The organism is Nocardioides albidus (assembly GCF_006335005.1).
GTDB lineage: Bacteria > Actinomycetota > Actinomycetes > Propionibacteriales > Nocardioidaceae > Nocardioides > Nocardioides albidus.
Genome location: NZ_VDMP01000025.1, coordinates 479,680 through 493,214 on the forward strand (window position 1 = coordinate 479,680; position 13,535 = coordinate 493,214).

Sequence of the window (13,535 nt, forward strand, 5' to 3'; positions counted from 1 at the left end):
ACCTGGTCGTTCGGGTCGGTCGTCGGGCCGCTCGTTGAGTCGGCCGGACGGTGAGGTCGTGAGGAGTCGTTGACATCTGCGTGCAACACGAGCACACGGACGCGAAACCTCCGTGTCGTCAGATGGGGACATGAGCCAGGACCGACCCGCAGCGCCGCGCCCGCGGCTCGTCGTCGTCGGCTCCGGCATGGCCGCGACCCGCCTGGTCGAGGAGCTCGTCGCCCGTCGGGCGGTCGCGACGAGCTCGACCAGCGGCGGTCTGGACGTCACCGTCCTCGGTGACGAGCACGCGCCGCCGTACAACCGGATCCTGCTCTCCGCGGTCCTGGAGGGGACGCACCGGCCCGAGGCGCTCACCCTGCGCAGCGAGGAGTGGTACGCCGAGCACGGGGTCGACCTTCGCCTGGGAGCCCGCGTCCTCGGCGTCGACCGGGAGCGCAGGGACGTCATGCTCGTCGACGGCACCCTGGTGGAGTACGACACCCTGGTGCTCGCCACCGGCAGCATCCCGTCCCTGCCGCCGATCCGCGGACTGGTGCGGATGGACGGCTCGCTGCACGAGGCCGTGCACGCCTTCCGGTCGCTGGCCGACTGCGAGCGCCTGCTCGCCGCGCTGCCGGGAAGCAGGCGCGCGGTCGTCGTCGGCGGCGGGCTGCTCGGCCTGCAGGTCGCGCGCGCCCTCGGCGTGAGAGGCATCCAGACCGAGGTCGTCGAGGGCGCCGAGCACCTGCTCCACCAGCAGATCAGCGCGCCGGCGGGCCGGATCCTCACCCGCGACCTGAAGAAGCTCGGGGTCGCCGTCTACACCGGCGCCCGCGCCGTCCGGCTCGTCGAGCGCACGGACGGGTCGGACGGGCCCGCCCTCCGGCTCGACAACGGCTTCACGCTCGACACCGACCTGGTGGTCCTCACGGCCGGGGGGCGTCCCTCCACGGCGCTGGCCCGCGGCGCCGGACTCGAGGTCCGGCGCGGCATCGTCGTCGACGACCGCCTCGCCAGCGTGACCGATCCGTCCGTGCACGCCCTGGGCGACTGCGCCGAGCACGACGGCAGGACCACCGGCTTCGTCCCGCCCGCGTGGGAGCAGGCCGGCATCCTCGCCGCCAACCTGTCGACGCGGCTGTGCGACGAGTCGGTGAGGTACGACGGCACCCGGGTCGTCGCGCGCCTGCGCGCCAGCGACCTCGACGTCGCCGTGCTCGGCGACGCCCGGGCCGAGCTCGACGCCGGTGGCGAGGTGGTCGAGGTGGCGAACCCGATCGCCGGCTCGCACCGGCGCATCGTCGTCCGGGACGGGCGGATCGTCGCCGCCACCCTGGTCGGCGACCTGTCCCGGGTCGGGCTGATCACCCAGCACTTCGACCGGCGGACCGTTCTCGGGCCGCATGAGCCCGGCGAGCTCCTCCTGCCGGAGCGGACCGGGGACGCCGGCAACGGCGCCGGACCCTGGTCCCTGCCCGACGACGCCGAGGTGTGCGCCTGCGCGGGCGTGACCGCCGGCCGGATCCGCGCCTGCTCCTCGCTCGAGCAGGTCCGCGACGACACCCGCGCGACCACCGGCTGCGGTGGCTGCGCCAGCACGGTGCGGCAGCTGCTCAGCCGCCGTACCGACACCGCCGAACTCGCCACCGCCCAGAAGGGAACCTGATGAACCAGCGAAAGCAACTGGTGGTCGTAGGCCACGGCATGGTCGGCCACCGCTTCGTGCAGGCCGCCATCGAGCGCGGGCTGACCGAGACCCACGACATCACCATCCTCGGCGAGGAGCCGCGCCCGGCGTACGACCGCGTGGCCCTGACCTCGTTCTTCGAGCGCGGAGCGGAGGCACTGTCCTTCCTCCCCGGCGGCGCGTACGACGACCCGCGGGTCTCCCTGCGCCTGGGCGCCGAGGTGGTCGCGATCTCCCCGCGGCAGCGGGTGATCACGCTCGCCGACGGCAAGGACCTGCACTACGACGAGCTCGTGCTCGCGACCGGCGCCTACCCGTTCGTGCCGCCCGTGCCCGGCAAGGACCTCAGAGGTGTCTTCGTCTACCGCACCATCGAGGACCTCGAGGCGATCCGCGCCGCGTCGAAGAAGGCCAAGGTCGGCGCCGTCATCGGCGGCGGGCTGCTCGGCCTCGAGGCGGCCAACGCCCTGCACCAGCTCGGCCTGGAGACCCACGTCGTCGAGCTGGCGCCGCGCCTGATGGCGGTGCAGATCGACGACGCCGCGGGCTCGACGCTCAACCGGCACATCGAGACCCTCGGCCTGACCGTGCACACCGGCGCGATGACCGAGGCCGTGCTCGGCAAGGACAAGGTCACCGGGCTCGCGCTCAAGGACCGCAACCCGCTCGACGTCGACCTCGTCGTCTTCTCCGCGGGCATCCGCCCGCGTGACGCCCTCGCCCGCGCCGCCGACCTCGAGATCGCCGAGCGCGGCGGCGTCCTCGTCGACGAGCACTGCCGCACGAGCGACGAGCACATCTGGGCGATCGGCGAGTGCGCCGCCCCGGGCGGGCGGATGTACGGCCTGGTCGCGCCCGGCTACACGATGGCCGAGGTCGTCGTCGACGCCCTCCTCGGCGGCGAGGCCGGCGCCTTCACCGGCGCCGACATGTCGACCAAGCTCAAGCTGCTCGGCGTCGACGTGGCCTCCTTCGGCGACGCGTTCGCCGCCGACGAGGACGCCCTCGAGGTGGTGTACGCCGACGCCGTGGCCGGCATCTACAAGAAGCTCGTCGTCAAGGAGCTCGCGAGCGGCGGCTACGAGCTGCTGGGCGGCATCCTCGTCGGCGACGCGTCGTCGTACGGCGTGCTCCGGCCGCTCGTCGGCTCCGGGATCGAGCTGCCCGACAACCCCGAGGAGCTGATCCTCCCGGCCGCGCGGGGCGGGGTCTCGACAGGCTCGACCTCCGCGATGCTGCCGGACGACGCGCAGGTCTGCTCGTGCAACAACGTCACGAAGGCCGACATCGTCGCCGCCGTGTCCGACGGCGGCAGCTGCGACAGCGCCTCCTGCGTCACCGCCTGCACGAAGGCCGGCTCCACCTGCGGCTCGTGCAAGACGGTGGTGAAGAAGATCGTCGAGGATCACTTCGCCGCGAGCGGCAAGGTCGTCGACAAGTCGCTGTGCGAGCACTTCGAGATGACCCGCCAGGAGCTCTTCGAGGTCGTCGCCGTCCACGGATACAACCGGTTCGACGACATCGTCGAGGGCCACGGCAAGGGCCGGGGCTGCGACATCTGCAAGCCGGCGGTGGCCTCGATCCTGGCCAGCCTGCTCAACCACCACGTGCTCGACGGCGCCAACGCCACGCTGCAGGACACCAACGACGCCTACCTCGCCAACCTGCAGAAGAACGGCACCTACTCGGTGGTCCCGCGCATCCCCGGCGGCGAGATCACCCCCGACAAGCTGATCGTGATCGGCGAGGTGGCGCGCGACTACGGCCTCTACACGAAGATCACCGGCGGCCAGCGGATCGACCTCTTCGGCGCCCGGATGGAGGACCTGCCGGCGATCTGGAAGCGGCTGGTCGACGCCGGCATGGAGTCCGGCCACGCCTACGGCAAGTCGCTGCGGACGGTGAAGTCGTGCGTCGGCTCGACCTGGTGCCGCTACGGCGTGCAGGACTCCGTCGGGCTGGCGATCGAGCTGGAGCTGCGCTACCGCGGCCTGCGCTCGCCCCACAAGCTCAAGGGCGGCGTGTCCGGATGCGCCCGTGAGTGCGCGGAGGCGCGGGGCAAGGACTTCGGCGTGATCGCCACCGAGAGGGGCTGGAACCTCTACGTCGGCGGCAACGGCGGCGCGGTTCCCGCGCACGCCCAGCTGCTCGCCGGCGACCTCACGCGCGAGGAGCTGATCCGCTACCTCGACCGCTTCCTCATGTACTACATCCGCACCGCCGACCGGCTCCAGCGCACCTCCACCTGGCTCGACGAGATCGGCGGACTGGAGCGGGTCCGCGAGGTCGTCGTCGACGACAGCCTCGGTCTGGGCGACGAGCTCGAGGCGAGCATGGACCGCCACGTCGACTCCTACTTCGACGAGTGGAGGGCGACCATCGAGGACCCGGCGAAGCTCGCCCGCTTCGTCTCCTTCGTCAACGCCCCCGGCACCCCCGACCCCCACATCACCTTCCGCGAGGAGCGCGGCCAGATCCGCGCCGACCTGGTGGACGGACCGGTGTCGCTCGGTGCCTCGATCCCCGTGGGAGCCCCGTGATGACGACCGTCTGCCCCCTGGACCGGATCGCCCGCGAGTCCGGCGTCGCCGCCCTCGTCGACGGGGAGGCGGTCGCCGTGTTCCGCACGTACGACGACGAGGTGTTCGCCCTGTCCAACTTCGACCCGTTCGGCCGGGCCTCCGTGCTCTCCCGAGGGATCGTCGGGACGCGTGGAGACGACGAGGTGCCGTTCGTCGCCAGCCCGCTGCTCAAGCAGCGCTTCGACCTCCGCACGGGCGCCTGCCTCGACGACCCGGCGGTCGTCGTACCCACCTGGGAGGCGTGGGTGAGCGACGGGATGGTGGTCGTCGGCGCCCGCCGCGAGACAATCGCGTCGTGAGTGACCAGCCCCTGTCCGGCTTCAGGATCGGCGTGACCGCGGCCCGCCGTGCCGACGAGCAGATCGCCCTGCTCGAGCGCCGCGGCGCGAGCGTCGTGCACGCGCCGGCGCTGTCGGTCGACCCCAACCGGATCGACGAGACCGCGCTGCTGGCCGCGACGAAGGACGTGCTCGGCCAGCCGGTCGACGTCTTCGTGGCGACCACGGGCATCGGGCTCAAGTCGTGGTTCTCCGCCGCCGAGCGCTGGGGCCTGCTCGACGACCTCGTGGCCCACCTCGAGACGGCCGAGATCCTCGCCCGCGGGCCGAAGAGCGTCGGCGCGCTGCGCAGGTTCGGCCTCCGCGAGCTGTGGTCGCCGGAGTCGGAGGAGTTCGAGGACGTCCTGGCCCACCTGCGCGGACGCGACCTGGGCGGTGTGCGGATCGTCGTCCAGGAGCACGGGCAGTCGCTGTCGATGGCCGCGCACGCCTTGCGCCGGGTCGGTGCCGAGGTCACCACCGTCGCCGTCTACCGCGTCGAGGGCGCGGCCGACCCCGAGCCGATGTTCGGCCTGATCGAGGACATCGCCGCGCGACGGGTGGATGCCGTCACCTTCACCGCCGCGCCGGCGATCGCCGCGATGATGGAGGCCGCGACCTCCACCGGCCACCGCGACGAGGTGGTCGGCGCCTTCCAGGCCGACGTGGTCGCCGCCTGCGTCGGACCGGTCACCGCCGCCGCGTTCGAGATGTGGGGTGTCCCGTCGATCTACCCCGAGCGCTCCCGCCTGGCCGCGATGGTCAAGCAGCTCGAGGTCGAGCTCCCCTCCCGTGCGAGCGGCACCAGTCTCGAGGTCGCCGGCCACACCCTGCTGCTGCACGGCGACCTGGCCGATCGCTCGGTGCTCCTCGACGGCGTCGAGGTGAAGCTCTCGCCCGCGCCGTACGCCGTCCTCCAGGCCCTGCTCGTCAACCCCGGCACCGTCGTCTCCCGCCGCGACCTGCTCACCTCGCTGCCGTCCGGCACCGCCGGCTCGGAGCACGCGGTCGAGATGGCGGTCGCCCGGCTGCGCTCGGCCCTCGGCACCCGCTGCATCCAGACCGTTGTCAAGCGCGGCTACCGCCTGGCGGTGACCCCATGACGCGACGCCCCCACCTCCTCACCGTCGCCCACGGCACCCGCACCGCGGCGGGCAACGAGGTGGCCCGCGCGCTGACGTCGGCGGCCGCGAGTCGACTCGGTTGGGAGGCGACGACGTCGTACGTCGAGCTCTGCGCGCCGCTCTTCGCCGAGGCGGTGCGGGAGGTCCGCGGGCCCGTGATCGCGGTGCCGCTGCTGCTCTCGACCGGCTACCACCTGCGCCAGGACCTGCCCGCCGCGCTCACCGACCTTGAGCACGTGCTGCTCGGCCGCTCCCTCGGCCCCGACCGACTCCTCGCCGCCGCGCAGGTCGAGCGCCTGCTGGAGGCCGGTGCGACACCCGGGCAGCCGGTCGTCATGGTCGCCGCCGGGTCCACGGACCCGGCCGCCACCGCGGACCTCGACCGGGCCACCCACCTCCTCGCCCAGGCGTGGGGCGCGCCGGTCCGCCTCGCGACGTTGTCGGGGAGGGGCACCCGTCCCGAGGACGTCGTGCGACCCGGCGACGCCGTGTCGCCGTACCTCCTCGCCACCGGCCACTTCCACCGCAAGGCCCGCCACGACGCCCTCGCCGCCGGCGCAGCCGTGGTCGCGGGCGTCGTCGGCCCGCACCCCCGCGTGGCCGGCCTGGTCGCGGAGCGGGCGCTCGCCCTCGCCCCGGCGGCGCTGCGCGCCTCGGCCTGACGCAACTGTGTCGTCTGCACACGCCCCGCGTCTGCAGATGACACAGCAGGGAGTCAGGCGGCCGCGCTGGCCGCCGGAGGACAGTCCGGACAGGACCGCGGTGCACCCGTCCAGCCGTGCCGGCGCAGCACCTGCGCGATGCGCGTGGCCGTGCGGCACGGCGTTCGGAACACCTGTCCGTAGGTGATCCGCAGGGTCTCGGCGGCACCGGCCGCCGCCTCCGCCAGGTCGCGCTCGGCGTCGGCGTCGTAGGCCTCCGCGGTGTCGTGGACGGCGCGACCCTGCAGCTCGACGATCACCCCGAGCTCGTCGTACCGCACGTCGATCACCGTGCGTCGGCCGGTCGCCTCGCTCACGACCTGTCGCGATCCGCGAGGCAGCCCGTGGGCGCGCTCGACCCGGTGGAGGTAGCCGCGCTCCAGCACGGAGCAGGCGCCGTCGCGCAGGTCGGTCACGAGGCCCTCGATGATCGGCCGGCCGGCGACGCGGGAGCGCTGAGCCAGGGCTCGGAGCACCGCCTCGGGAAGGCCGGGCCGTCGGAAGCAGGCGCGGGTCAGCTCGGCGAACGCGGCCGCCACGTCTCCGGTCGCCACCTGTGCCGACATCAGGTCGATCAGCGCCTCCTCGAGCCGGATCCGGGGTGGTCGGCTGTTGCGGCGCACGCGCTCGGTGAGCCCGGAGGTACGACGAATCCGCACGCCGTCCGGGACGTCGAGCTTGCGTCCGTGCTGGATCGCCACCTCGATCACCGCCGGACGACGGCCCGGGATGGCCGATTCGCCGGACAGTGCAGCGGGCCAGGCCGCCAGGACGGCGACCCACTCACGCTGCTCATAGGTCAGCGGACCGGTGTGGTCGACGTACACGCCAGGATGCGCCGCTCGGATCTCCTTGCGGCGCCTCATCCGGAGGATGTCGCCGTCGCTCGCTCCTGCCTCGCGCAGCTGCCGGCGGGAGACCACGCCGCACTGGGTGCGGAGCAGCGACTGCAGCTGCGGGTGACGAAGATCGACGCGTGCGGACACCGCCCGACCGTGCCACGCGACCCGGTCTGCTGCCACCGGCCACGCATCGCCTGTGGAGAACCGCGGCCGCTACCTCCCGAGCGACTCCGGCGTGTGCAACCGGACCAGGAAGCGCCGGGCGTGGGCGGGCTCCCGGTCGGCCGTCGCCACCGACACCCCGACCATCACCAGCGCCGCGACGGGGGCGCTCCAGGCGGCGGGCTGGGTGAGGAGCGCGCCCGCCCAGCCGCCGGGGGAGTAGCCGGCGAGGGTGGCGATCGCCGCTCCGCCGGCGCCCAGCCCGCCGGCGGCCAGGCCGGCGAGGGCGCCGACGTCGGTCAGCCGCCGCCACCAGATCCCGAGCACGAGCAGCGGGCAGAACGTCGAGGCGGCCACGGCGAACGCGAGCCCGACCGACTGCGCCACCCCCACGTTGCGCACCAGCAGGGCGGCGATCACGGGTACGACGACCGCGACCATCGCCGCCAGCCGGAACGCCGTCACGCCCCGGTGCTCGCTCACGAGTCGGCTGGTCAGGTCCTGGGTGAGCACGCCGGAGACCGCGATCGCGAGGCCCGAGGACGTCGACAGGAAGGCCGCGAACGCGCCGGCCGTGACGAGCCCGGTGAGGAGGTCGCCACCGACGCCGTCCAGCATCGCGCGTGGCAGCTCGAGGACCAGCACGTCGGAGCGCCCCTCGGCGACCAGCCGGTCGCCGTACACGCGGCCGAGGGCGGCGTAGACCGGCGGCCAGAGGTAGAAGAGCCCCAGCAGGGCGAGCACGGTGACTGTCGTCCGGCGTGCGGCGCTGCCGTCGGGGTTGGTGTAGAACCGCACGACCACGTGCGGCAGGCCCATGGTGCCGAGGAAGAGCGCGGCGATGAGGGAGTAGGTCGTGTAGAGGCCGACGCCGCCGTCGCCGGCGACGGGCAGCGACCAGCCGTCGTCCCGGGCGGGGCCGCCCGGACGACCGTCGCCCCACCAGACCGCGACGAGGACGGCGGCGGGGACGAGCAGGGCGGTCAGCTTGAGCCAGTACTGGAACGCCTGGACGAAGGTCACCGAGCGCATGCCGCCGGAGGTCACGTTGGCGAGCACGATCGCCGCCACGACGAGGGATCCGGCCCACTCGGGGGCGCCGATCGCCGAGCGCAGGGTGATGCCGGCTCCCTCGAACTGCGGGATCATGTAGAGCCAGCCGATGCCGACGACCAGCAGCGAGCAGGCGGCGCGGGCGGTGCGCGAGCCCAGCCGCGCCTCGGCGAAGTCGGGCAGCGTGTAGGCGCCGGAGCGGCGCAGCGGCGCGGCGACCAGGACGAGCAGGACGACATAGCCGGCCGTCCACCCGACCGGGTACCACAGCATGTCGGCCCCGCCGACGAGCAGCAGACCGGCGATGCCGAGGAAGGACGCGGCGGAGAGGTATTCCCCGCCGATCGCCGAGGCGTTCAGCGCGGGCCGCACGCTGCGGGAGGCGACGAAGAAGTCGCTGGTGGTGCGGGAGAACCGCAGTCCCCACGTGCCGATCGCCAGGGTCGCGAGCGTGACCAGCACGACCGCGACCAGGCCCGGGACGTCCGCACGCTCCATCAGGTGGCGTCCTCGTCGGGCGGGTCTGCGACCAGGTCGGCGAACACCCGCTCGTTGCGCTCCGCGCTGCGGAGGTAGCGCCAGGCGAGCAGCAGCAGGAACGGATGCACCAGCACGCCGAGGAGCAGCCACGGAAGCGGGATCCCCAGCAGCCGGATGTCGGCGAGGGAGGGTGCCAGGTGGAAGGCGAGGGGGAGTACGCCGAGCGTGACGGCGAGGAGAGCGAGCAGCCGTGCGGCCAGGCCGATCTGCGCCCGCAGGAGGGAGCGGAGGTAGACGTCGCCCAGCGCGGTCTGCTCGTGCACGTCACCGAGCCGGCTCGCCGCCCGGCCCGCCGGGGTGTGCCGCGGCGGACCGGTGACCCGCACCCGCTCGTTCATCTCACGAGCCTGCGCGGGCCCGGCGGACGAGGACGTCGCGCAGCGCGCGGGTGTGCCGGCGGCTGACGGGCAGCTCGGTCGACGGCTCGGTGTCCCCGGTCGCTCCGCCGACCACGACCGAGGTGCGGCCGGCGTCGCTGCGGACCTCGGTGACATGGGCCAGCGCGACCAGCAGGGAGCGGTGGATCCGGTGGAACCCGGCCTCGGCCCACTCCTCCTCCAGGGTCGTCAGCGGCACCCGCACCAGATAGGCCTCCCCGGAGGCGGTGTGCAGGCGCGCGTAGTCACCCTGCGCCTCCACGTGGGTGATGTCCCCGCGGTCGACGAAGCGGGTGACGCCGCCGCGCTCCACGGCGATCTGGCTGTCGGGCTCGTCGCGCTGGGGGGCGCCGGCGCCGAGGACGCGTCGTACCGCCTCGGCGAGCCGCTCGGGGCGCACCGGCTTGAGGACGTAGTCGACGGCGTGCAGGTCGAAGGCGTCGACCGCGTGCTGCTCGTGCGCGGTCACGAACACGACCGGCGGCGGTCGGCGGAACCGGCCCAGCACCTCGGCCAGCTCCAGACCCGTGAGGCCGGGCATCTGGATGTCGAGGAAGACGCAGTCGACCTCGCGCTCGCGCAGGATCCGCAGGCCGTCGGTCGCGGACTGGCAGGCGATCACCTCGCCCACGCGCTCGTCGGCGTCGAGCAGGTAGCTCAGCTCGTCGAGCGCGGGGCGCTCGTCGTCGACGACGAGCACGCGCAGGCCGCTCACGCGCTGACCCCCGGCGCGAACTTCGGCACCCGCACGATCACCTTGGTCCCGGCCCCCGGTGCGGTCTCCACGACCAGACCGTAGTCGTCGCCGAAGGTCGCGCGCAGCCGCGCGTCCACGTTGCCCAGGCCGACCGAGTCGAGCTCGGCGTCGCCGGCGAGGGCGCGTCGTACCTTCTCGGGGTCCTCGCCGACGCCGTTGTCCTCGACCTCCAGCACCGCCTCGTGGCCACGGTCGTGGGCGACGATCGTGAGGTGGCCGGCCTGCTCGACGCCCTCGAGCCCGTGCCGGACGGCGTTCTCGACGAGGGGCTGGATGCACAGGAACGGTACGACGACCGGCAGCACCTCCGGCGCGATGTTGAGGGTGACCTGGAGCCGGTCGCCGAAGCGCGCCTGCTCGAGGAGGAGGTAGCGCTCGATCGAGCGCAGCTCCTCGGCCAGGGTCGTGTACTCGCCGTGGCGGCGGAAGGAGTAGCGCGTGAAGTCGGCGAACTCCAGCAGCAGGTCGCGCGCCCGGTCGGGGTCGGTGCGCACGAAGCTGGCGATGGCGTTGAGCGAGTTGTAGACGAAGTGCGGGCTGATCTGGGCCCGCAGCGCGCGGACCTCGGCCTCGATCAGCCGGTTGCGGTGGGCGTCCAGCTCGGCGAGCTCGAGCTGGCCGGAGACCCACTCGGCGACCTCCTCGGTCGCGCGCACGAGGCCGGCGGTGGAGGACGGGGCGAACGCCTGCACGGTCCCCAGCACGCGCCCCTCGACCACCAGCGGGCTCACCACGCCCGTGCGGACCGGGCAGCCGCCGACGGTGCAGCCGAGCTGGCCGCGGTCGACCGTGCGGGTGCTGCCCTTCTCGATCGCCAGCAGCCCCACGACGGCCGCCTGGTCGAGATGGTGGCTTCCCGTGCCGTCCCACGCCAGCACCGACTCGGTGTCGGTGATCGCCAGCGCGGGCGTGCCGAGCAGCGCCCGCAGGTGCCGGATCGCCCGCTCCGCACTGGCCGTCGTCAGGCCCTCACGCAGCGCGGGCGAGGCGAGCGAGGCCTGGTGCAGGGCCCGGAACGCCGCCCGGTCCGCATCGCTGCCCAGGTGGTCCCGTCGCCACAGCCGTCCGCTGCCCACCCGACCATCCTCCCCGACGAAGTGCCACCCCAGCCCCCGCGAGGTGCCAATCCTGGACCCCCGAGGTGCCAACCCTGGACCCCCGAGGTGCCAGTGCAGGCCCTCTGAGGTGCCGGTCCTGGTCCGCCGAGCTCAGCGGAAGTCGATGAGCAGCATGCCCGAGTCGTCGTCGGCGGGCGGCTCGACGGCGGGCGCGAGTGCGACGGGCACGGTGTCCTCGCCGACCGCTCCGACCGCGCCGGGCTCGGCGTCCGCCTCCGCGGCGGGCTCGCCGGCCGGCGTACCGACGGGCAGCTGGTCCTGGCGGATGGTCTTGGGCTGGATGCCGACGACCGCGCGGAAGCACTCGCTCACCCAGGGCAGCTGCATGCCGTCCATCCCGCGCCCGAAGTCGTCGTAGAACGCCAGCACCTCGCGGACCTTCGACTCCTGGCCGGTCCGGTCGAGGCCGGCGACGCCGGGCAGCGAGCGGGCGAGGTCCTGGACCGACGAGCGGTCGATGACCTGCCAGTGCTTGAAGGACATCTCCTCGGCCGGGCCGAAGTACGGCGACGAATCGATCGCCTCGCCGACGCCCCCGCCGGTCGCATGGTGGCCGATCAGGTTGCCGAGGCGGCGCACCCACGGGATGCGCTCGTCGCGGACGTTGCGCACGACGCCGAACGTGCCGCCGCGCTTGAGCACGCGGGCGATCTCCGGCAGCGCGCGGTCGTGGTCGAACCAGAGGTCGGCGTCGGCCGCGACGACGAGGTCGTACGTCGCGTCCGCCGCCGGGATCTCCTCGGCCGCGGTCTGCGAGACGCGCAGCTCCGGGAGCCGGGTCCCGAGCCGGTCGAGCATCCGCGGGTCCGGGTCGGTCGCGTGGACGTCGTGGCCGAGCGCCACCAGGTGCTCGGTGAGCCGGCCGGTTCCGGCGCCCAGCTCCAGGACGGCGAGCGGCTGCTCGCCGGTCAGCCACGCGACGGCCTCGCGCGGGTAGCCGGGGCGCCCGCGGTCGTAGGCCTCGGCCACGGCGCCGAAGCAGAGGCCGGGTGCGTCGGGAGCGGAGTCGGTAGCCATCGCGCCGAGCGTACGACCGTGATGGCTCCGGATCGCGGAGGCACGCGAGGGCGCCGATAACGTTGCCGGGTGACCTCCGACCCGCACGCCTGGCTGACCTCGCTCGAGGGCGTCCCGTCCGGCTTCGCCGGCGCGCGCGACGGCATCGACGTGGTGCTCCGCGACCGCGGCCTGCGCCGCACCAGTCCCGAGCTGACCGCCGAGTCGCTCCTGCGCGGCGCGCACGCCAGCGCGGTGCTCGAGGGATCCGGGTCGTCACTGGCCGAGGTCCGCGCCGGGACGGGCGACGAGATCGCCGCCGACGCCGTCCGGCTCGCCACCGAGCTCCTCTCGCTCATCCCGGTGCTGCGCCGCCAGCCGCTGCAGGCACTCGCGCGGATGCACACCCTCGCCGCCCGCGGGGCGCTCCCCGACGAGCTGCTCGGACGCCCCCGCGACGGCGAGTCCGCGGCGCGGCTGCGGGGGATCGCGCAGCTGATCACCGCTCCCACCGAGGCCCCCGCGCTCGCCGTGGCGGCCGTGGTCCACGCCGAGCTCGTCACCGCCACGCCCTTCGGCTCCCACAACGGCATCGTGGCCCGGGCCGCCGAGCGGCTCATCGCGGCAGCGCGCGGCGTCGACGAGAAGTCGCTCGTCGTACCCGAGGCGGCGCACCTGGCGCTGCGACCCGCCTACGAGTCCAACCTGCGCGGCTGGGCGAGCGGAGGCCAGGCCGGCATGCACTCCTGGCTGCTCTACGCCGTCGAGGCGTGGTCGGCGGCGGCCGACGCGAGCCCGCTGGTCCGCGACGCCGAGTAGTCCACTCGCTCGGCCCAGGACCAAGGGGTGCCGCCGGGCGGAGGTAGGTCGTACGTAGGCGAACGGCGTGGCCGGCAGCGTGGCGCCCCGCCCGCAGCCGCCGATCGGCGACACGCTCGGCCCAGGACCAAGGGGTGCCGCCGGGCGGAGGTAGGTCGTACGTAGGCGAACGGCGTGGCCGGCAGCGTGGCGCCCCGCGCGCAGCGCATCGAGGGCAAGGGCGGTCCGAGCGAAGCGAGCGACCGTCCGCCGCCCTCGATCGGCGACACGCTCGGCCAGAAATGCAGGTGGCACCCGAGCCATCGAGTGTCTCGGGTGCCACCGCTGACACGTGACCATTGGCTACCAGGCGTGCACCATCAACAACTGCTCCGGAAGTATTCCGAATGCAAGCGCCCAATTCAGAAGGGTAGATCGCCGCGTGGGTACCGGGATCACGTGTTGCTCTTGAGTTCTTGGTGTCCTTTGTACGCCGCTG

12 protein-coding genes are annotated in these 13,535 nt (G+C 73.7%); 6 read left to right on the forward strand and 6 right to left on the reverse strand.

All coding sequences use genetic code 11. The features are described from left to right. Positions 1-130: 130 nt before the first annotated feature. From FHP29_RS15420 to FHP29_RS15440, 5 genes are read left to right on the forward strand one after another with little or no spacing between them, the layout of a single operon-like run. The gene (locus tag FHP29_RS15420; protein WP_139623728.1) at positions 131-1,648 is read left to right on the forward strand and encodes an FAD-dependent oxidoreductase; all 1,518 of its coding nucleotides are present in this window, start codon (positions 131-133) and stop codon (positions 1,646-1,648) included. Continuing rightward, positions 1,648-4,209, forward strand: coding sequence for a nitrite reductase large subunit NirB (nirB, locus tag FHP29_RS15425; RefSeq protein ID WP_139623729.1), 2,562 nt, complete (start codon positions 1,648-1,650; stop codon positions 4,207-4,209). Before FHP29_RS15420 ends, nirB begins: the two co-directional genes overlap by 1 nt. Beyond that, positions 4,209-4,550 carry a nitrite reductase small subunit NirD gene (nirD, locus tag FHP29_RS15430; RefSeq protein WP_139623730.1) on the forward strand — a complete coding sequence of 114 codons (342 nt, stop codon included), beginning with the start codon at positions 4,209-4,211 and terminating at the stop codon, positions 4,548-4,550. The genes nirB and nirD overlap by 1 nt, the downstream gene beginning before the upstream one ends. Next, positions 4,547-5,671, forward strand: coding sequence for a uroporphyrinogen-III synthase (locus tag FHP29_RS15435; protein WP_139623731.1), 1,125 nt, complete (start codon positions 4,547-4,549; stop codon positions 5,669-5,671). Before nirD ends, FHP29_RS15435 begins: the two co-directional genes overlap by 4 nt. Next, positions 5,668-6,354, forward strand: a complete 687-nt coding sequence (locus FHP29_RS15440) for a sirohydrochlorin chelatase (protein ID WP_139623732.1) — start codon at positions 5,668-5,670, stop codon at positions 6,352-6,354. Before FHP29_RS15435 ends, FHP29_RS15440 begins: the two co-directional genes overlap by 4 nt. A gap of 53 nt (positions 6,355-6,407) precedes the next feature. On the opposite strand, the gene FHP29_RS15445 is transcribed toward FHP29_RS15440, so the two are convergent. From FHP29_RS15445 to FHP29_RS15470, 6 genes are all read right to left on the reverse strand, one after another. Continuing rightward, on the reverse strand, positions 6,408-7,379 hold the full coding sequence (locus FHP29_RS15445) for a type IV toxin-antitoxin system AbiEi family antitoxin domain-containing protein (protein WP_205014152.1): 972 nt from the start codon (positions 7,377-7,379) through the stop codon (positions 6,408-6,410). 69 nt (positions 7,380-7,448) lie between these two features. Further along, positions 7,449-8,948, reverse strand: a complete 1,500-nt coding sequence (locus tag FHP29_RS15450; RefSeq protein ID WP_139623733.1) for a sodium/solute symporter — start codon at positions 8,946-8,948, stop codon at positions 7,449-7,451. Further along, a complete protein-coding gene (locus FHP29_RS15455) occupies positions 8,948-9,328 on the reverse strand; it encodes a hypothetical protein (protein WP_139623734.1) in 381 nt (126 codons plus the stop codon). Before FHP29_RS15455 ends, FHP29_RS15450 begins: the two co-directional genes overlap by 1 nt. Position 9,329: 1 nt before the next feature. Continuing rightward, positions 9,330-10,082: a LytR/AlgR family response regulator transcription factor gene (locus FHP29_RS15460; protein WP_139623735.1), complete on the reverse strand. Its 753-nt coding sequence runs from the start codon at positions 10,080-10,082 to the stop codon at positions 9,330-9,332. Then, complete coding sequence (locus FHP29_RS15465; RefSeq protein ID WP_240044529.1) at positions 10,079-11,200, reverse strand: sensor histidine kinase; 1,122 nt, start codon at positions 11,198-11,200, stop codon at positions 10,079-10,081. The genes FHP29_RS15460 and FHP29_RS15465 overlap by 4 nt, the downstream gene beginning before the upstream one ends. 132 nt (positions 11,201-11,332) lie before the next feature. Next, positions 11,333-12,259 (reverse strand): class I SAM-dependent methyltransferase, encoded by a 927-nt coding sequence (locus FHP29_RS15470; protein ID WP_192904026.1) that lies wholly within the window; start codon positions 12,257-12,259, stop codon positions 11,333-11,335. Positions 12,260-12,328: 69 nt separating this feature from the next. On the opposite strand from FHP29_RS15470, the gene FHP29_RS15475 reads away from it, so the two are divergent. Continuing rightward, positions 12,329-13,057, forward strand: coding sequence for an oxidoreductase (locus tag FHP29_RS15475; protein ID WP_139623736.1), 729 nt, complete (start codon positions 12,329-12,331; stop codon positions 13,055-13,057). Positions 13,058-13,535: the final 478 nt, after the last annotated feature.

What these genes read in the sequence shown, in the direction of transcription:
- FHP29_RS15420 (WP_139623728.1), top strand. Translation starts at nt 131, where the DNA reads ATGAGCCAGGACCGACCCGCAGCGCCGCGCCCGCGGCTCGTCGTCGTC.
- FHP29_RS15455 (WP_139623734.1), bottom strand. Translation starts at nt 9,328, where the DNA reads ATGAACGAGCGGGTGCGGGTCACCGGTCCGCCGCGGCACACCCCGGCG.
- FHP29_RS15470 (WP_192904026.1), bottom strand. Translation starts at nt 12,259, where the DNA reads ATGGCTACCGACTCCGCTCCCGACGCACCCGGCCTCTGCTTCGGCGCC.
- nirD (WP_139623730.1), top strand. Translation starts at nt 4,209, where the DNA reads ATGACGACCGTCTGCCCCCTGGACCGGATCGCCCGCGAGTCCGGCGTC.
- FHP29_RS15450 (WP_139623733.1), bottom strand. Translation starts at nt 8,948, where the DNA reads ATGGAGCGTGCGGACGTCCCGGGCCTGGTCGCGGTCGTGCTGGTCACG.
- nirB (WP_139623729.1), top strand. Translation starts at nt 1,648, where the DNA reads ATGAACCAGCGAAAGCAACTGGTGGTCGTAGGCCACGGCATGGTCGGC.
- FHP29_RS15440 (WP_139623732.1), top strand. Translation starts at nt 5,668, where the DNA reads ATGACGCGACGCCCCCACCTCCTCACCGTCGCCCACGGCACCCGCACC.